Source organism: Shewanella sp. SM20 (assembly GCF_025654545.1).
Lineage (GTDB): Bacteria > Pseudomonadota > Gammaproteobacteria > Enterobacterales > Shewanellaceae > Shewanella > Shewanella oncorhynchi.
Map to the genome: position 1 here is coordinate 18,986 of NZ_JAKKRK010000037.1, position 17,824 is coordinate 36,809.

Below are 17,824 nucleotides of genomic sequence, written 5' to 3' on the forward strand. Positions count from 1 at the left end.
AAAAAACCAGATTAGCCTGATAATTCAGCACCTAGAGTCGAACGAAAAAAAAATCGTTGACGGGTGTAAAGTGAGGGGATAAGATGCGCTCCGTTCTCAGGCAGATGTGTTCATCTTGCGCTGAAACTGTCATATAAGACCTTCGGTGATTAGCGCAGTCCGATAGTGCATCCAGATTTTGGATGAGAGCGGGCCAGAGGGAACCCTCTGAGTTGATACCAAGTAAAATGTAAGACCTTCGGTGATTAGCGCAGTCCGGTAGCGCATCTGGTTTGGGACCAGAGGGTCAGAGGTTCGAATCCTCTATCACCGACCACTTTATTGTCGTTTGCTTCAATGAATTCAAAAATAATTTGAACTAAAATAGGCAAATGATAGGGTTAGCATAAATGCTTTCCAAATCGGTTAGGATACAGAAAATTCTGTAAACCATGCGCCCGTAGCTCAGTTGGATAGAGCACCCGCCTTCTAAGCGGGTGGTCGCAGGTTCGAATCCTGCCGGGCGTACCAGTTTCAGTGGTGATTGTAGCTCAGTTGGTAGAGTCCCGGATTGTGATTCCGGTTGTCGTGGGTTCGAGCCCCATCAGTCACCCCATTTTTAGTACTTTGAGTACAAATTAAAAAAAGCGACCTTGTGTCGCTTTTTTTATACCCCAGATTCGGCTGTTGAGGCTCGACTCTGCAGAAAACGGTGGCTATAATGTCGCGTCTTGATAGATATCAACTATGAGCGACCTGTGCCTAAAGCCAGTTGTGGTGGGCATTGTAGTCAAATTTAATGATCAAGAAACGAATACCTGAATAGTTGATGAATCGGCTATTACAAAGGACGTTAGACAAATTTCGAGGTAAAACAATGCAAGTTTCTGTTGAAGCAACCCAAGGCCTAGAGCGTCGCCTGACCATTTCTGTTCCTGCTGAACAAATTGAAAAGCTGGTTAAAGACAGTTTACAACGTGAAGCTAAGCGTGCTCGTATCCCAGGTTTCCGTCCTGGTAAAGTGCCTGTTACTGTTATAAACAAACGTTACGGCGCAGCGATTCGTCAAGACATCATGGGTGAAGTGATGCAACGTAACTTCATCGAAGCAATTATTGCTGAGAAGTTAAACCCAGCGGGTGCACCGACTTTTGTTCCTGGTTCTACTGATGGCGAAAAATTCGAATTTATCGCTACCTTTGAAATCTATCCAGAAGTTGAGCTGAAAGGCTTAGATGCAATCGAAGTAGAACAGCCAAAAGCTGAAGTGACTGACGCTGACGTTGACACTATGATTGAAACCTTACGTAAACAACACGCTACTTTCGCTGCTGTTGAGCGTGAAGCTGCTGATGGCGACAAAGTGAAAATGAACTTTGTTGGCTCAGTTGACGGTGAAGAATTTGAAGGCGGCAAAGCTGATGATTTCGAACTGCAATTAGGTAGCGGCCGTATGATCCCTGGTTTTGAAGCAGGTATCTTAGGTCACAAAGCGGGCGAAGAATTTGTTATCGACGTGAACTTCCCTGAAGAATATCACGCTGAAAACCTGAAAGGTAAAGCGGCTAAGTTCGCGATTACGCTGACAGAAGTGCAAGCGGCTAACCTGCCAGAAGTAAACGATGAGTTTGCTGCTCTGTTTGGTATCAGCGAAGGTGGCTTAGAAGCCCTTAAAACTGAAATCCGTAAAAACATGAACCGTGAACTTGAGCAAGCGTTAAAAGCTAACGTGAAAGAGCAAGTGATCAATGGTCTGTTAGCTAACAACGATATCACTTTGCCAAAAGCATTGATCGATGGCGAAGTTAACGTTCTGCGTCAACAAGCCATGCAACGTTTTGGCGGCCAATCGGCTAACATGCCAGAACTGCCAGCTGAATTGTTCACTGAACAAGCTGCACGTCGTGTTAAAATCGGTCTGTTATTAGGCGAAGTCATCAAGACTAACGAACTGAAAGCGGAAGATGAACGCGTACAAGGCTTGATCGCTTCTATGGCTTCAGCCTACGAAGATCCAAGTGAAGTGGTTGCTTATTACAACAGCAACAAAGAGCTGATGCAAAACATGCGCAACGTTGCTTTAGAAGAGCAAGCGGTTGAAGCACTGTTGAAATCTGCCAAAGTGACCGAAAAACAAGTCGCTTTTGAAGAATTTATGAACAAGGCTACCGGTCGCGCATAAGCTAAGCTTGACTTGATTAGCTGTTCGCCATTTATAATGGCTCGTATGAGGCTCCTCATGCGAGCCATTTTTATTTAGGGAAGTGAATAATGCATAATGCGTCAGACATACAAAGTGCTTTAGTGCCTATGGTGATCGAACAGACTGCTAAGGGTGAACGCTCATACGATATTTATTCTCGTTTGTTGAAAGAGCGGATTATCTTTTTGGTAGGTCAAGTTGAAGAACACATGGCAAACCTTATCGTGGCGCAACTATTATTCTTAGAATCAGAAAGCCCAGATAAAGATATCTTTTTATACATTAACTCTCCTGGTGGCTCTGTCACCGCAGGCATGGCGATTTATGATACCATGCAGTTTATCAAACCGAATGTTAGCACTGTCTGTATCGGCCAAGCCGCTAGTATGGGCGCTTTCTTGTTAGCTGGTGGTGAGAAGGGTAAGCGTCACTGTTTACCAAACTCTCGCGTGATGATCCATCAACCGCTGGGTGGTTTCCAAGGTCAAGCATCAGATATTGCTATTCATGCCAAAGAAATCTTAGGCATTAAAAATAAGCTTAACCTAATGCTCGCTGAACACACAGGTCAACCGCTCGAAGTGATTGAACGCGATACTGATCGTGACAACTTCATGAGTGCAACTCAAGCCGTCGAATATGGCTTAGTTGACTCTGTGATGACGAAACGCGGCTGATTTTTGCTTTTGACTGAGCTATGCTTTGTAAAAGTTAAGCAAATTTAAGACAGGCAGTAGAGCAGACTGCAAATGAGGTAATTAATGGGCGACAACAAAAATAATGGTGACAGCGGTAAATTGCTGTACTGCTCTTTTTGCGGAAAGAGCCAGCATGAAGTCAGAAAACTCATTGCTGGCCCATCAGTGTATGTATGCGACGAATGTGTTGAGTTATGTAACGACATCATTCGTGAAGAGATTAAAGAAATCTCTCCAAAGCGTGATAGCGATAAATTACCGACACCACATGAGTTGCGTGCACATTTAGACGATTATGTTATTGGCCAAGACAGAGCGAAAAAAGTGCTTTCTGTGGCAGTGTATAACCACTATAAGCGTTTAAAAAATGCATCGCCTAAAGATGGTATCGAGCTGGGCAAGAGTAATATTTTGCTTATCGGTCCAACGGGTAGCGGTAAAACCCTACTGGCTGAAACCCTTGCGCGCTCACTCAATGTGCCTTTCACTATGGCAGATGCTACTACGCTGACTGAAGCGGGTTATGTGGGTGAAGACGTTGAAAACATCATTCAAAAGTTGCTGCAAAAGTGCGACTACGATGTTGAGAAAGCGCAGCGTGGTATCGTTTATATCGATGAAATCGATAAAATTAGCCGTAAGTCAGACAATCCATCAATCACCCGTGACGTATCGGGTGAGGGTGTACAGCAAGCACTGCTTAAGCTGATTGAAGGCACTGTTGCCGCGGTTCCACCACAAGGTGGCCGTAAGCATCCACAGCAAGAATTCTTACAAGTCGATACTTCTAAGATCCTCTTTATCTGTGGTGGTGCGTTTGCAGGGCTTGAGAAAGTGATTGAGCAACGTGCGCACGTTGGCTCGGGCATCGGTTTTGGTGCACAGGTGAAAGGCGAGAAAGAGAAGGCGACGATCTCTGAAACGTTATCACAAGTAGAACCTGGCGATTTAGTCAAATACGGTTTAATCCCTGAGTTTATCGGTCGTCTACCAGTGGTTGCGACTCTGACTGAGCTGGATGAAGAAGCTTTAGTACAAATTCTATCTCAACCTAAAAATGCCCTAACTAAGCAATACAGTGCGTTATTTGAGATGGAAGGGGTAGAGCTTGAGTTCCGCGAAGATGCGCTTAAAGCGATTGCTCACAAAGCCATGTCTCGCAAGACAGGTGCCCGTGGTCTACGCTCCATCGTTGAAAGTATTCTGCTGGATACTATGTACGATATCCCATCCGTTGACGGTGTGGTGAAGGCCGTTGTGGATGAATCAGTAGTGAAAGGGGAATCTGCTCCAATCTTGATTTACGAGCACAATGAGGCCCAAGTGGCATCAGGCGAACAATAATTGTACTGATCGCTAATAAACTGAAAAACAAGGAGTCCAATGGACTCCTTTTTTCGTATTAGCCATTGAAACTCCATAAAGCGTCCCAATATACTCCAGTATTAATCCATTTCACCAAAACGGAATCGAACTATGACCCAAGAGCGTGAAGCGCATATCGAACTCCCCGTGCTGCCACTGCGAGATGTGGTGGTCTATCCCCATATGGTAATTCCGTTATTTGTCGGACGAGAAAAATCTATTCGATGTCTCGAAACGGCAATGGCGCAGGATAAGCAAATTATTTTAGTGGCGCAGCGTGATGCCGAGCTCGATGAACCATCAAAAGATGACATCTTCGAAGTGGGTACGGTTGCCTCTATTTTACAGTTACTTAAGCTGCCAGACGGTACAGTCAAAGTGCTGGTTGAAGGCGGTCGTCGCGCCCGTATTACCCGTTATACCCAAGAAACAGAATTTTTTGTGGCTAAGGCTGAGTATCTGGAATCAGAACCGCTGGAAGACAAAGAAGAAGAAGTGTTAGTGCGTAGTGCTATTGGTCAGTTTGAAGGTTATATCAAGCTGAACAAAAAGATCCCGCCAGAAGTCTTGACCTCTTTATCGGGTATCGATGAAGCGGCGCGTCTGGCCGATACTATGGCCGCACACATGCCACTTAAGCTTGAAGATAAGCAATCTGTGCTTGAGATGGTCAACGTCGGCGAACGTCTGGAATATCTAATGGCGATGATGGAATCGGAGATCGACCTATTACAGGTTGAGAAACGTATCCGGACTCGCGTTAAAAAACAGATGGAAAAGAGTCAGCGTGAGTACTATCTGAACGAACAGATGAAAGCCATCCAGAAAGAACTGGGTGACCTAGATGAAGGCCATGACGAATTTGAAGCCTTAAATCGTAAGATTGAAGAGGCTAACATGCCCGCTGAGGCGAAAGAGAAAGCCCTCGCCGAGCTTAACAAGTTACGCATGATGTCACCAATGTCGGCTGAAGCGACGGTTGTTCGCAGTTATGTCGATTGGATGACGGCTGTGCCTTGGAGCCAACGCTCTAAAATCAAACGTGATTTAGCCAAAGCCCAAGAAGTACTCGACACTGATCATTTTGGTCTTGAAAAAGTCAAAGAACGTATCTTGGAATATTTGGCAGTCCAAAGCCGAGTGCGCCAGCTTAAAGGGCCAATCCTGTGTTTAGTGGGGCCACCAGGTGTGGGTAAAACCTCGCTAGGTCAATCGATCGCTAAGGCGACCGGTCGTAAGTATGTGCGTGTTGCCCTCGGTGGCGTGCGTGATGAAGCGGAAATCCGTGGTCATCGCCGTACTTACATTGGGTCTATGCCAGGTAAAGTCATTCAAAAGATGGCTAAAGTCGGCGTGAAAAACCCGTTATTCTTGCTTGATGAAATCGACAAGATGAGTTCTGATATGCGCGGCGATCCGGCTTCTGCTTTATTAGAAGTGTTAGATCCTGAGCAAAATGCGACCTTTAACGATCATTACCTCGAAGTCGATTACGACCTATCCGATGTGATGTTTGTTGCAACGTCAAACTCCATGGATATTCCTGGGCCACTACTTGACCGTATGGAAGTCATTCGTTTATCGGGTTACACCGAAGACGAGAAACTGAATATTGCTAAGCAACATTTGCTGAATAAGCAAATCGAGCGCAATGGTTTAAAAGCCACTGAAATTAAAGTCGATGATAGTGCTATCGTTGGCATTATCCGTTATTACACCCGTGAAGCTGGTGTGCGTTCACTCGAGCGTGAATTGTCTAAGATTTGCCGTAAAGTCGTGAAAATGATTTTGCTCGATAAGTCTGTCAAGTCTGTGACTGTCAACCAAGAGAATCTTAAGTCTTTCCTTGGCGTGCAGCGCTTTGATTACGGCAAAGCCGAGTCTAAGAACCAAATCGGTCAAGTGACTGGCTTAGCTTGGACTCAGGTGGGCGGTGACTTACTGACGATTGAAGCAACCTCAGTGCCAGGTAAAGGGAAGTTAACCTATACCGGTTCCCTTGGCGACGTGATGCAAGAGTCGATTCAAGCAGCGATGACAGTTGTTCGCGCCCGTGCGGAACAATTAGGTATCAATGCGGATTTCTACGAGAAGCGTGATATCCACGTGCATGTGCCAGAAGGTGCGACACCCAAAGATGGTCCATCTGCCGGTGCGGCTATGTGTACCGCGTTAGTATCAAGCTTAACGGGTAACCCCGTGCGTGCTGATGTGGCCATGACAGGTGAAATAACCTTACGTGGTGAAGTGTTACCTATCGGTGGTTTGAAAGAAAAACTGCTAGCAGCACACCGCGGCGGCATAAAATTGGTGCTTATTCCAAAAGAAAACGAGCGTGATTTGGAAGAAATTCCTGCCAATGTGATTGCCGATTTAGAAATTCGTCCCGTGCGTTGGGTCGATGAAGTGTTAAAACTGGCCCTAGAAAGGCCGGTGGAAGGCTTCGAAGTGGTTAAAAACTTGGCATAACGCAAGAAATTGCGCTATCACGTTAAAAAAAATGAAAAAAGGGGCTTAACAAAGCGCAGACCTGTGGTAGCCTAGGTCTGTGGAGAGCCAGCTGCTCCAAGCCCTTGGCGCAACTGGCTTTGAGCTGTATCCAGTTTTAATTCTTTGGTTTTCGAACTCAGCTTGAACTTTGAATTCAAGCTTGTTATAAAAGCCTCCGCAGACCGCTCTAGAGACGGATTTGGTTGCGGCGCAAAAAAATTACATTCAAGGGGATGACATGAACAAATCTGAACTAATCGAGAAAATCGCATCTGGTGCTGACATTTCTAAAGCCGCTGCTGGCCGAGCACTGGATTCTTTTATCGCTGCTGTGACCGAAGGTCTGAAAGAAGGTGATAAAATTTCTCTTGTTGGTTTTGGTACTTTTGAAGTGCGTGAACGCGCTGAGCGTACTGGTCGCAACCCACAAACGGGTGAAGAAATCAAAATCGCAGCAGCTAAAATTCCTGCATTCAAAGCTGGTAAAGCACTGAAAGACGCTGTTAATTAATCATTAATATCGTAGCCTTTGTAAGGCGTTCGTAATGACAAGCACTGTTTATCAGTGCTTTTTACGAATTGAAAGTAATGGAATATGAAGCTTAATTTCTACCATTACTCGGGGTTTTAGAATTTACCAGTGGTAGCGTCTGAATATTCCCCATAAATTACAGAAAGGCGCATCTCAACCTGATGCGCCTTTTTATTTTGTTAATCGCAACAAGCGAGAAATCTGATGTTAGAAAAGATCCGCGATGGTTCGCAAGGCGTGATTGCTAAAGGCATTCTCGTACTTGTGATTTTATCTTTTGCATTTGCAGGAGTCAGTAGTTACTTAGGTTCAACAACTGATGTGCCTGCGGCAGAAGTGAACGGTGACAAGATCACTAAAGCCGAGCTAGAGCAGGCGTACCAGAGCGAGCGCTCTCGCATGGAGCAACAGCTAGGTGAAATGTTTGCTGCGTTATCTGCTGACGAAAAATACTTACAAAGCATTAAGCAGAGCGTATTAGAACGCTTAGTGGCTGACAAGTTGATAGATCAAGCTGCTAAGGCTATGGGTCTACGTGTATCTGACGAGCAAATTGTTGCTGCAATGAGAGCTGAACCGGCATTTCAAACTGATGGCAAATTTGATAACGATCGTTATCAGGCGATTCTGCGTCAGTTAGGTTATCAGCCACAGACTTTCAGAGACATGATGCGTGTCGATATGACCCGTCGTCAGTTAACTGCAGCCCTTGTGGGTACTGAATTCGTGTTACCTGGTGAAGCTAAGCAATTGGCTGAGTTACAAGGCCAAACCCGTGATGTGCGCTATGTTATTGTCGATTCTGCACCATTCTTAGCGACAGCGGTTGTGACTGACGAGCAAGTGAAAAACTATTATGACGCAAACCAAGGGCAGTTTATGAGCCCTGAGATGGTGAGCTTAGAATATGTTGAACTGAATGCTGCTGATTTTGCTAAAAATAATCCAGTTTCTGATGAAGAAGCACAAACGTATTACGAAGAACATAAAGCACAATATGTTTCTAACGAGAAGCGTCTTGCCGCGCATATTTTGGTTATGCCAGGTAACGATGAAGCGGCAGCAAAAGCCAAGGCTGAAGATCTCGCTAAGCAATTAGATAGCGGTGCCGATTTTGCTGATCTGGCTAAAGCTAACTCTGATGATACTTTGAGTGCAGAGCAGGGCGGTAAACTGGATTGGTTTGAACCTGGTGTAATGGACCCCGCATTTGATGCCGCTTTATTTGCATTAAATAAAGGCCAACATTCTGCGGTGGTTAAAACAGACTTTGGTTTCCACATTATCAAGCTATTAGATGTGCAATCTGGCGCGACTGTACCGTTTGCTGATGTGAAAGCTAAGATAGTGGCTCAATTGCAAGATAAGAAAGCGGTTGACCAGTTCTATAGCTTACAAAGTAAATTAGCGGATACCAGCTATGAAGTGCCAGATACACTATCTGAAACCGCAAAAGCTGTTGGCGTTGATGTTAAGACTACAGCACTGTTTTCTCGCGATAACGCACCTGCTGAGCTAAATAAGCCTGACTTAGTTAAAGCGGCCTTCTCTGAAACTGTAATGCTGAAAGGTTTAAACAGTGAAGTGATTGAGCTTGAACCTAACCATGTGGTTGTTATCCGAGTGAAAGAACATCACGATGCGGGTACTTTGGCCTTAGCTGAAGTGAAAGCCAACATCACTGAGCGCTTGAAGCAAGATCAAGCAAACGAAGCCGCCCGTGCAAAAGCACAGGAGCTGATGGCACAAGTTAAAGCGGGTGCAACTGATCTTGGTTTAGTGTCTAAAGCGAAACTAGGCCGTGGCGCGCAAGACGTTGATGCTGCGATTGTAGGCAAAGCGTTCCAAATGCCAACACCAAGTACAACTCCTGTTGTCGATACCGTTGGTTTAGCAAACGGTTATGCTGTGGTTGCACTGGATAAAGTCAACGCTGCAGAAGGTGTGAGTGATGAGCTAGTTAATGCACTTAAACAACGTCTGAACGCACAATACAGTGAAGCAGACTACCGTGGCTTGATCGATTCGCTTAAAGCCAATGCTAAGGTGCTTTACCCTGTAGAAGAATAATTTCAGTGAGGATAGCGAGTTATTAAATTTACTATCCGACTGATTAAATAGAAAAGGCCAAGTGAGTTCACTTGGCCTTTTTGTTTTTTAATTCGATAAAGTGTACCTATGAAGTTCGAAGGATATCCTCTATAGCAACACTGTCAGACTCCATATTCCATTACTTCAATCGCCACGTTACTGAATTGAATGGTTAATCATCAACGCCAATCATTACGCTGCTGGCTTTGATGAGGGCATAAGCCGAATCACCCACTTTGAGCCCTAGGCGCTCACAGGAAGCTTTAGTCACCACAGAGGTCAGTACGACACCGGGTGCAAGTTCGATTGTCACTTCATTGTTTACAGCGCCCATTTCTATGGATTTGATTGTACCGCTGAGGGTGTTTCTTGCGCTAATTTTCATTGATTTTCCTTATTGAGGGATTATTAGGGGTCAACTGCAGCTAGTGTAGCGCATCTTAATCTGGGAGTTATAAATAAAAACGCCACTAAAAAGTGGCGTTTAACGTTTGTGATAAGCAGTGATTCGCTATCGAGTCGATTAGAGTTCGATAACGTCAAACTCAACGTATGGGTTAACGTCGGCATCGTAATCAATACCTTCGATACCAAAACCAAATAACTTAATAAATTCAGCTTTGTATTCACGGTAATCAGTCAATTCTGATAAGTTTTCTGTGGTCACTTGTGGCCACAAATTACGGCAGTGTTGCTGAATATCTTCACGCAGTTCCCAGTCATCTAAACGTAAGCGATTATCACTGTCGGTCTCAGGTTTTGCACCATCGGCACGGAATAGGCGCTCACTGAATAAGCGATAGATTTGCTCCATACAACCTTCATGGAGACCCTCCTGACGCATTTTCTTGAATACCATAGCGATATATAAAGGCATGACAGGAATGGCCGAACTCGCTTGAGTCACAACGCTCTTTAGCACTGCAACATTTGCGCTGCCGCCAGTGGCTGACAGTTGTTCATTTAACGCTTTTGCTGCGCGGTCCAGATCCATCTTGGCCTTGCCAAGGGCGCCGTGCCAGTAAATTGGCCACGTCAGTTCTGTACCTATATAGCTATAGGCTACGGTTTTGCAGTTATCGGCTAATACACCGGCTTCAGATAAGGCTTTAATCCACAGTTCCCAATCTTCGCCGCCCATAACAGTGACAGTATCGGCAATTTCTTGCTCAGTTGCTGGTTCAACGGTGGCTTCAATGATGCAGTCTTTATTGGTATCAACGGCAGTCGCTGTGTAAGTTTCACCAATGGGTTTTAAAGCTGATCGGATAAGCTCACCTGAATCAGGGAGTTTGCGCACTGGTGATGCCAGTGAGTAAACAACCATGTCAATTTCACCAAGATCTTGCTTGATAAGCTCGATGACTTTTTGTTTAGCTTCATGGCTAAAGGCATCGCCGTTAATGCTTTTAGAATATAAACCTTCCGCTTTAGCAAATTTGTCGAAAGCGGCAGAGTTGTACCAACCTGCAGTACCTGGTTTCGCTTCAGTACCTGGCTTTTCGAAGAACACGCCAATCGTTGCGGCATCGCTACCAAAAGCGGCTGCGATACGTGAAGACAGACCATAACCACTTGATGAACCGACCACTAATACCTTTTTCGGGCCGTTAGCAATCTTGCCTTTTGCTTTAGTTAAGGTGATTTGTTCTTGAACGTTTACTTCACAACCGACAGGGTGTGTAGTGGTACAAATGAATCCACGAATTTTTGGTTTGATAATCATATTTAAGCTTCTTCTATCAAAATGACCAATAGGATAAATATTTCGGCGGGTAAATGGCACCTATTTTTAGCCAATTCACCTGATTATTTAAGTGGTTGGAGCAGTTTAGCGTTTGTGAACAAACAGACTCTGCTCTTGGACCAACCTCTGGGTGTATTCATGTTTTGGTGAGTTAAATATTTGTTCTGTATCAGCTTTTTCAACCATTACACCTTTGTGCAGTACCATAATTTTATCGCTGACATGGCGAATAATATTGAGATTATGGGACACGAAGATATAAGACAAGCCGAGATCTTTTTGCAGTTTTAACAGCAAATTAAGAATTTGCGAACGGACCGAAAGGTCCAGAGCGGTTAATGCTTCATCGGCAATGATAATTTTAGGATTAAGCATTAAGGCTCGTGCTACTGCGACTCGTTGTTTTTGCCCTTCGGAAATCATGTGCGGATAAAACTCCGCGTGCTCGGGTAATAAACCTACTTTTCGTAAGGTATCGACCACTTGGGTGTGCCGCGATTGCGCAGTCATTTGGGTGTTGAAACGCAGCGGCTCATCGAGTAATTGACCAATCGTTAGGCGCGGGTTCAGTGAAGTATTCGGATCTTGGAAAATCATCCGAATTAAGCGGCATCTTTGCTTCACATTGCGGCTATCTAAGGCTTCACCTTCGAAAAAAATCTCGCCGCCGCTGCGGGGCTCTGCACCGACTAAAATGCGGGCGAGGGTACTTTTACCTGAACCCGCCTCACCCACGATCGCTAAGGTTTCACCGCGTTCGAGTTCAAAAGATACGGGCGCTAATGCATCGTTATATTGGCGGGAAAAGCCTTTATAACCAGTATCATATCTTTTATAAAGGTCATTAACTTTAAGCAGTGGGGTCGTCATTATGGGTTTCGCCGTGATAAGGGAAATGACAGGCAAAATAGCGGTCTTTGATATGACTCAAATTTGGCTGATTAACGCATTTTTTTTGTGCTTCAGGGCAGCGTGGCCCTAAACGACAACCAATAGGCAAATGCTGTAAGGCGGGCGCAGAACCCGGTAGGGTAGGCATAATCGCCTTGTGACCACCTGAGCCTGAATAGTCGGGCATATTTTCGAGTAACGCCTTAGTGTAAGGATGATAAGGCTGCTTAATCACTTCGTCCGTCGGCCCAGATTCCATGACTTGACCGCAATAGAGCACGGATAAGTGATCGCACCATTGGGCTAAGGTTTCCAGTTCGTGGCTGATCAATAGAATCGATACGTTTTGTAATTGATTTAATTGGGATAATAATCTGAAAATTTGCGCCTGAGTGCTGAGCTCCATCGAGCTTGTTGGTTCGTCTGCAATCAAGAGGCGAGGCTGGTTAGCAACCGCCATCGCAATCATCACCTTTTGGCATTCACCTTCGGATAATTCCCATGCGTAGCTAGACATCACCTGACGCGGATTCTTGATCCCGACTTTATGCAGCCATTTTTGTGCCGTAAGTCGCGCATGCCTGCGCCGTTGCCAAAAATAGGCGTTGGGATTTTTAGGCATAGCTTGCATTAACTGACTGCCGACGGTTTGTGCTGGATCTAAGCTGCCAGACGGATCTTGGAAGATCATCGCCATGTCTGAACCCATCAGATTACGACGCTCTTTTGAGCTCATGGCCATCAAGTTATTGCCATCCCACATCATGCGGTCTGCAGTAATAGTCCAGTTGGGGCCGGGGATGCCTAAAATCGCTCTTGCTAACAAACTTCGTCCTGAGCCTGATTCACCCACTAGCCCATGAATTTCGCCGGCATTGAGCGTTAAGCTGACTTTTTCTAGCGCCCGCACTCTACCGTGGGGCGTATCGAGTTCAATCGTTAGATTTCGTACGTCGAGTAAGGGCATAAGTTAGTTTCTGATGGGCGCAAGCGCCGACCGTAGGCCATCGCCAACCAAGTTAATGGAAAGCACACTGAAAAGAATCGCTAAGCCTGGGATAGTTACGGCCCAAGGTGCAGTTAGTAAATTATCCATCCCTTGGGCGACCATTGCGCCCCATTCTGGACTCGGCGCCTGTGCGCCCAAGCTTAAAAAACCCAGGGCAGCGATATCTAAAATAGCAGCTGAAATGGCAAGTGTGGTTTGAATAATCACCACTTCCCACACGTTTGGCATAATGACATACCAAAAAATTTGCATCGAGTTCGCGCCGTCTAAACGCGCGGCTGTGACATATTCTTTTTGTAATTCTTCATGCACTGACTGGTGTATGGAGCGCACAAATTGTGGGGTTAAGGCAATCCCGACCGCCCAGAACACGTTTTCAAGCCCTGGTCCCATTACAGCGACCACTAAAATGGCCATTAATAATGAAGGAATCGATAACAGCGCATCGAGTAAGTGCCCGAGAATACTGGATTTTAAGCCCCGCATCATGCCCGACAACGACCCTATGATAAAGCCTGTGAATAAAGCGGTAACGACGATCAGCAGCGCCATGCCAAAGGTCAAGTGCGCGCCGTGTAATAATCGGCTGAAAATATCGCGGCCGAGATCGTCAGTCCCTAAAAAGTGCGCCACTGTGCCTGAAGGGTCCCAAGAGGGTGGCAACAGCAAGGCTCTTGGATCTTGTGCCTCTGGCGGAAAGGGCGCAATCATAGGGCCAAACAGGGTTAGCAAGAGCAGAAATGCAATCGTCCATAGACCCGCTAAGGCGAAAGGATTAGCCGAAAAGTTAAGCCAAACCCGCATAGTCGGGGAGGCAATTTGATCTTCTTGATAAATTTTAACTGGTGGCATAAAGGTCTTTTCTGCTCAGTGGATTAAAGGCTGTGTGCAGCACTTCAATCAAGATACTTAGGAAGATAATCAATAGGGCCACGGCCAAAATCCCACCTTGGATAACAGTATAGTCCCGTTGGTAAATCCCTGAAACTAGCCAAGATCCTACACCAGGCCAAGAGAAAATCATTTCAACCACTATGGCATAACTGGCAAATGAGCCAAGCATTAGCCCTAAATGTTTAAGTACGGGGATTAACGCATTGGGCAGGGCGTGGCGCAGTATAATCGTGCCAGTATGCATGCCTCTGGCTTCGGCGGCGCGGATAAAGGTTTGATTCATCACATTCACCATTGCCGAACGGGTGCTACGAACCACTACAGTAAAAGGTAACACGGCCAGTGTTGTGGCAGGCAAAATGATATGCAGCAGGGCATCTTTAAATGCCGACATGCCGTATTCAGACTCTGACAACAAGGTATCCACTAGCATAAAGCCAGTGACGGGCTTGATTTCATAGAGCAAATTGATTTGTCCCGAAATTGGTAACCAACCAAGATCGACGCCAAACCAAAGCGAAAGATAAAGGCCTAACCAGAATACGGGTACAGAGTAGCCCGTTAGGGTAATCGCCATAATGGTATTTTGGGTGAGCTTATGTTGACTCTGGGAGGCGAGCACGCCTAAGGGCACGCCCAAGCAAATTGCGATAATGCCCGCCATCACAGCAAGTTCGAAGGAGGCGGGCAGGACGGCACTGAGTTCTTCGGCGACTTCTTGATGTGACGTGACTGAAATCCCTAAATTACCGCTAAGCCTTTGTTGTAGGTAAGCGATAAATTGCCACGCTTGGTTTTTATCTAATTTGTAGTCTTGTTCTATTTGAACCAGTTGGGTCGCCGTCGGTGTATGTATGCCAGTGAGTGCATAGGTGCGCTCAACTGGAAACAAGCCTGTAGCGTAAAATAAGACACCTACCATGACTAACGAAGTAGCAAGAAATAAATTGAGGCGACGCAGTAGGTATGTAAACATTAATTCGCCTCCTGTGGTGCTTGGCTAGTATGGGTGAAGGAAATCCCACCAAAAGGCGTAAGCTGCATATCCTTGATATCACTGCGAGTTAACGCTACACGTTTGGCATGGGCCAGACTCAGCATAGGTACTTGTTCAGCTAAAAAGGCTTCTGCTTGTTGATAAATCACTTTACGTTCCGCTTGATCTGATACTTCCCTTGCGCTGTTTAAGATGGCATCAAACTCAGGGTTACACCAGCGAGAACGATTGTTGTTCGATTGCATTGCTGCGCAGCTCAGCAGCGGATTAAAAAAGTTATCGGGATCGCTGTTATCAGCATTCCAGCCAATCAGCACAGAATCATAGTCGTCGCGGCTCAGTCTCTGATTAAATACGCTCCAATCGTAACTGACGATATTCACTTTTACGCCGATGTTTGCTAAATCGGATTGAATTAATTCGGCCGTTTTCAACGAATTGGGGTTATAAGCGCGGGCAACCGGTATGGCCCAAATATTGATGCTGAGATTTTTTATACCAGCTTCTTTTAATAGGTCGCGTGCTTTTTGCGGATTGTAATCGACAAGTCCTTTGTTATTTTCGTAAGCCCATGATGCTGGCGGCAGAACGCCGGTGGCTTCAATGGCAGTATTTTGATAAACCGCTCGCAGGATATTTTGTTTATCAACAGCATAGGCAAGTGCACGACGTACGCGAACATCATCTAACGGTGGCTTTTGTGTATTAAAGGCCCAAAATGCTACGTTAAGACCTGGTTGTGATTCGATGTTTAATTCTTGATGCTGTTTGATAACAGGCAGTTCACCTGCTTTGGGCAGCGCAGAAACGCTGCAATCCCCCGCGATAAGCTTAGCGAGCCTAACTGTACTTTTGGGCGTGATATCAAATACCAGCATATCGATTTTTGCTGGCTCTCCCCAAAAATCGGGATTACGGCGATAGCGGATATATTCGTTTTTAGCGTATTGCACTAAGGTGAACGGTCCTGTACCAATGGCAAAGTGGTCGACGTTTTCAGGATGACCTAAAGCTAACTGCTGCTGCGCGTATTCGTTTGATAAGATCACCGCAAAGTCGGTGGCTAAATTCGACAGAAAAGAAGCGTCTTTGCGGGTTAAGTAAAAGACCACTTCATGATCGTTTATCTTCTCTATCCCTTTAACTTGCTGAGAAAAGCCAATACTTTGGAAGAAGGGATAACCCGTGCGGGAGACAAAATGATAAGGATGCTGGGTATCGATAATACGATTAAAGGAGAACAACACATCGTCGGCATTAAAGGGGCGAGTTGGGTAAAAACGTTTTGAATGCTGGAACTGCACGTTTTCCCTGAGAGTGAAGCGATAGCTTAAGCCATCATCAGACATGGCCCAACTCGTCGCCAAGGCAGGGACAAGCTTGCCTGACTGAGTGTCATAATCCACTAGGCGACTATAAATTTGATGCGAGGTGGCATCGATTGTTGTGCCAGATGTCACCAATTGCGGATTGAAAGACTCAGGGTTCCCTTCGGAGCAATACACCAAACCAGAAGGGAGTCGTTGGGGGCCACACGCGACCAACAACCAACTCATGCAAGAAACTGCAGTTGTTAGGCACAGGCGTCTAATTAGCACACTCATTTATAAATCATTATTTTATCGACTATGAACGGCTATTTTAGCAGTGCATCTCCCCCGTGGGCAATCTGCTTATGCTTTATCAAGTAAATTGTACTTTTTAAGGATGCCACGCAGTTGGTGGTAGCTTAATCCGAGCATGTCGGCGGTTTTCTTTTGGTTATATTGGCTGTTTGAAAGTGCCTGCTGGATCAGATCCATTTCGTACTTCTCAGTTTGCTCTTTAAAATCCAGTGGAAAATTAAAGCAATTTGTTGAATACTCAGTATTGACTTGTACTTCAGCCTCAAATATCGGCGCAGATTGTGGCGTACTGGCAACAGTTGTTGGCGCAACTGAGGTGATTTGACGTTCGCGGGTCTTGATCCGAGTTTTAGGCCGATACGGTGAAGCAAAGGGATCGAGGGTAATATGATCGATGGGTCTATTTTCACCACCATTACGGTAAACGCTGCGCTCGACTACGTTTTTAAGTTCACGGATATTACCCGGCCAGTCGTGGGTCATTAATTGCTCGACCGCATGGGCGCTGAAACCGCTGAATAGCTGCAGCTTTAATTGGCGCGCCATGCCAACGGCGAAATATTCCGCCAGCGTCATTATGTCTTCTGGGCGGCAACGCAGTGGTGGCAGAGTAATTACATCGAAGGCGAGTCTATCGAGCAAGTCGGCACGAAATTCGCCTGCGTCAGCAAGTGATGGTAAATCTTCGTTGGCGGCGCAGATTAAACGAACATCAGCCTGCACCGTTTTGCTGCCGCCGACCCGCTCAAATTCGCCATATTCAATGACGCGCAGGAGCTTTTCTTGGATAAGTCCTGAGGTGTTGGCTAATTCGTCGAGGAATAAGGTGCCGCCGTCGGCGCGCTCAAAGCGGCCTTCGTGTTTGCCTTTGGCGCCAGTAAAGGCTCCTGACTCATGGCCAAATAACTCACTCTCGAGTAAATTTTCACTCAAAGATGAACAGTTTAGCTTAATAAAACTTTGATCCCAGCGCTTAGACAGATAATGTAAGCGTTCGGCAATAAGCTCTTTACCAGTGCCACGTTCACCAATAATCAGTACGGGTTTAGACAGAGGCGCTATTTGCGACACATGTTCTAACACTTCGAGTAGGGCGTTGGATTGACCGATAAGGTTGTCTTGCTGAAATTTATTATCCACGATATTTTTTAGTCTTTCGCGCTAAAATTTGGTGAAAATGATAATAAGTGGCTTGAAGCGTAAAAGGAAGTAAAAGTTAATATTTTGTTTAAATGTCTGTATTTAAATAATAAATCAAAGTTGGCACGGTTAGTGTATTACCTTATACGAGACCAACATCAAT

Annotated in this window: 14 protein-coding genes and 3 tRNA genes; 9 read left to right on the top strand and 8 right to left on the bottom strand. The window is 45.6% G+C overall.

Annotated elements, in window-relative coordinates:
- The first annotated feature begins 239 nt into the window (after positions 1 to 239).
- From L5M18_RS15430 to L5M18_RS15470, 9 genes are all read left to right on the top strand, one after another.
- Positions 240 to 316, top strand: a tRNA-Pro gene (locus L5M18_RS15430).
- Positions 317 to 433: 117 nt separating this feature from the next.
- Positions 434 to 510, top strand: a tRNA-Arg gene (locus L5M18_RS15435).
- 9 nt (positions 511 to 519) lie between these two features.
- A tRNA-His gene (locus L5M18_RS15440) sits at positions 520 to 595 on the top strand.
- A gap of 261 nt (positions 596 to 856) precedes the next feature.
- Positions 857 to 2,161 (top strand): trigger factor, encoded by a 1,305-nt coding sequence (tig, locus tag L5M18_RS15445; RefSeq protein ID WP_028760469.1) that lies wholly within the window; start codon positions 857 to 859, stop codon positions 2,159 to 2,161.
- Positions 2,162 to 2,250: 89 nt separating this feature from the next.
- Positions 2,251 to 2,859 carry an ATP-dependent Clp endopeptidase proteolytic subunit ClpP gene (clpP, locus tag L5M18_RS15450; protein ID WP_063883148.1) on the top strand — a complete coding sequence of 203 codons (609 nt, stop codon included), beginning with the start codon at positions 2,251 to 2,253 and terminating at the stop codon, positions 2,857 to 2,859.
- An 84-nt stretch (positions 2,860 to 2,943) separates the two neighbouring features.
- A complete protein-coding gene (clpX, locus tag L5M18_RS15455; protein ID WP_028760467.1) occupies positions 2,944 to 4,224 on the top strand; it encodes an ATP-dependent protease ATP-binding subunit ClpX in 1,281 nt (426 codons plus the stop codon).
- 132 nt (positions 4,225 to 4,356) lie between these two features.
- On the top strand, positions 4,357 to 6,714 hold the full coding sequence (lon, locus tag L5M18_RS15460; protein WP_105252934.1) for an endopeptidase La: 2,358 nt from the start codon (positions 4,357 to 4,359) through the stop codon (positions 6,712 to 6,714).
- A gap of 259 nt (positions 6,715 to 6,973) precedes the next feature.
- Positions 6,974 to 7,246 carry a nucleoid-associated protein HU-beta gene (hupB, locus tag L5M18_RS15465; RefSeq protein ID WP_006081127.1) on the top strand — a complete coding sequence of 91 codons (273 nt, stop codon included), beginning with the start codon at positions 6,974 to 6,976 and terminating at the stop codon, positions 7,244 to 7,246.
- Positions 7,247 to 7,471: 225 nt separating this feature from the next.
- The gene (locus L5M18_RS15470) at positions 7,472 to 9,337 is read left to right on the top strand and encodes a SurA N-terminal domain-containing protein (protein WP_028760465.1); all 1,866 of its coding nucleotides are present in this window, start codon (positions 7,472 to 7,474) and stop codon (positions 9,335 to 9,337) included.
- 193 nt (positions 9,338 to 9,530) lie between these two features.
- Here L5M18_RS15470 and L5M18_RS15475 read toward each other — a convergent pair whose 3' ends face one another.
- The 8 genes from L5M18_RS15475 to pspF form a co-directional block, all read right to left on the bottom strand.
- Positions 9,531 to 9,743 (bottom strand): molybdopterin-binding protein, encoded by a 213-nt coding sequence (locus L5M18_RS15475; protein WP_006085368.1) that lies wholly within the window; start codon positions 9,741 to 9,743, stop codon positions 9,531 to 9,533.
- Between the two features lie 138 nt (positions 9,744 to 9,881).
- Positions 9,882 to 11,084: an enoyl-ACP reductase FabV gene (fabV, locus tag L5M18_RS15480; RefSeq protein WP_105252933.1), complete on the bottom strand. Its 1,203-nt coding sequence runs from the start codon at positions 11,082 to 11,084 to the stop codon at positions 9,882 to 9,884.
- Positions 11,085 to 11,189: 105 nt separating this feature from the next.
- Positions 11,190 to 11,975, bottom strand: coding sequence for an ATP-binding cassette domain-containing protein (locus L5M18_RS15485; protein ID WP_263197629.1), 786 nt, complete (start codon positions 11,973 to 11,975; stop codon positions 11,190 to 11,192).
- A complete protein-coding gene (locus L5M18_RS15490; protein ID WP_113938851.1) occupies positions 11,956 to 12,963 on the bottom strand; it encodes an oligopeptide/dipeptide ABC transporter ATP-binding protein in 1,008 nt (335 codons plus the stop codon). Before L5M18_RS15490 ends, L5M18_RS15485 begins: the two co-directional genes overlap by 20 nt.
- Before the next feature lie 3 nt (positions 12,964 to 12,966).
- Positions 12,967 to 13,857, bottom strand: a complete 891-nt coding sequence (locus tag L5M18_RS15495; RefSeq protein ID WP_006081133.1) for an ABC transporter permease subunit — start codon at positions 13,855 to 13,857, stop codon at positions 12,967 to 12,969.
- Positions 13,844 to 14,875, bottom strand: a complete 1,032-nt coding sequence (locus L5M18_RS15500; protein WP_028760461.1) for an ABC transporter permease — start codon at positions 14,873 to 14,875, stop codon at positions 13,844 to 13,846. The genes L5M18_RS15495 and L5M18_RS15500 overlap by 14 nt, the downstream gene beginning before the upstream one ends.
- A complete protein-coding gene (locus tag L5M18_RS15505) occupies positions 14,875 to 16,500 on the bottom strand; it encodes an ABC transporter substrate-binding protein (protein ID WP_028760460.1) in 1,626 nt (541 codons plus the stop codon). The genes L5M18_RS15500 and L5M18_RS15505 overlap by 1 nt, the downstream gene beginning before the upstream one ends.
- Positions 16,501 to 16,569: 69 nt before the next feature.
- Complete coding sequence (gene pspF / locus L5M18_RS15510) at positions 16,570 to 17,661, bottom strand: phage shock protein operon transcriptional activator (RefSeq protein ID WP_263197631.1); 1,092 nt, start codon at positions 17,659 to 17,661, stop codon at positions 16,570 to 16,572.
- Positions 17,662 to 17,824: the final 163 nt, after the last annotated feature.

Coding starts and splice junctions, on each gene's coding strand:
- tig (WP_028760469.1), top strand. CDS start 857: ATGCAAGTTTCTGTTGAAGCAACCCAAGGCCTAGAGCGTCGCCTGACC.
- clpP (WP_063883148.1), top strand. CDS start 2,251: ATGCATAATGCGTCAGACATACAAAGTGCTTTAGTGCCTATGGTGATC.
- clpX (WP_028760467.1), top strand. CDS start 2,944: ATGGGCGACAACAAAAATAATGGTGACAGCGGTAAATTGCTGTACTGC.
- lon (WP_105252934.1), top strand. CDS start 4,357: ATGACCCAAGAGCGTGAAGCGCATATCGAACTCCCCGTGCTGCCACTG.
- hupB (WP_006081127.1), top strand. CDS start 6,974: ATGAACAAATCTGAACTAATCGAGAAAATCGCATCTGGTGCTGACATT.
- L5M18_RS15470 (WP_028760465.1), top strand. CDS start 7,472: ATGTTAGAAAAGATCCGCGATGGTTCGCAAGGCGTGATTGCTAAAGGC.
- L5M18_RS15475 (WP_006085368.1), bottom strand. CDS start 9,743: ATGAAAATTAGCGCAAGAAACACCCTCAGCGGTACAATCAAATCCATA.
- fabV (WP_105252933.1), bottom strand. CDS start 11,084: ATGATTATCAAACCAAAAATTCGTGGATTCATTTGTACCACTACACAC.
- L5M18_RS15485 (WP_263197629.1), bottom strand. CDS start 11,975: ATGACGACCCCACTGCTTAAAGTTAATGACCTTTATAAAAGATATGAT.
- L5M18_RS15490 (WP_113938851.1), bottom strand. CDS start 12,963: ATGCCCTTACTCGACGTACGAAATCTAACGATTGAACTCGATACGCCC.
- L5M18_RS15495 (WP_006081133.1), bottom strand. CDS start 13,857: ATGCCACCAGTTAAAATTTATCAAGAAGATCAAATTGCCTCCCCGACT.
- L5M18_RS15500 (WP_028760461.1), bottom strand. CDS start 14,875: ATGTTTACATACCTACTGCGTCGCCTCAATTTATTTCTTGCTACTTCG.
- L5M18_RS15505 (WP_028760460.1), bottom strand. CDS start 16,500: ATGAGTGTGCTAATTAGACGCCTGTGCCTAACAACTGCAGTTTCTTGC.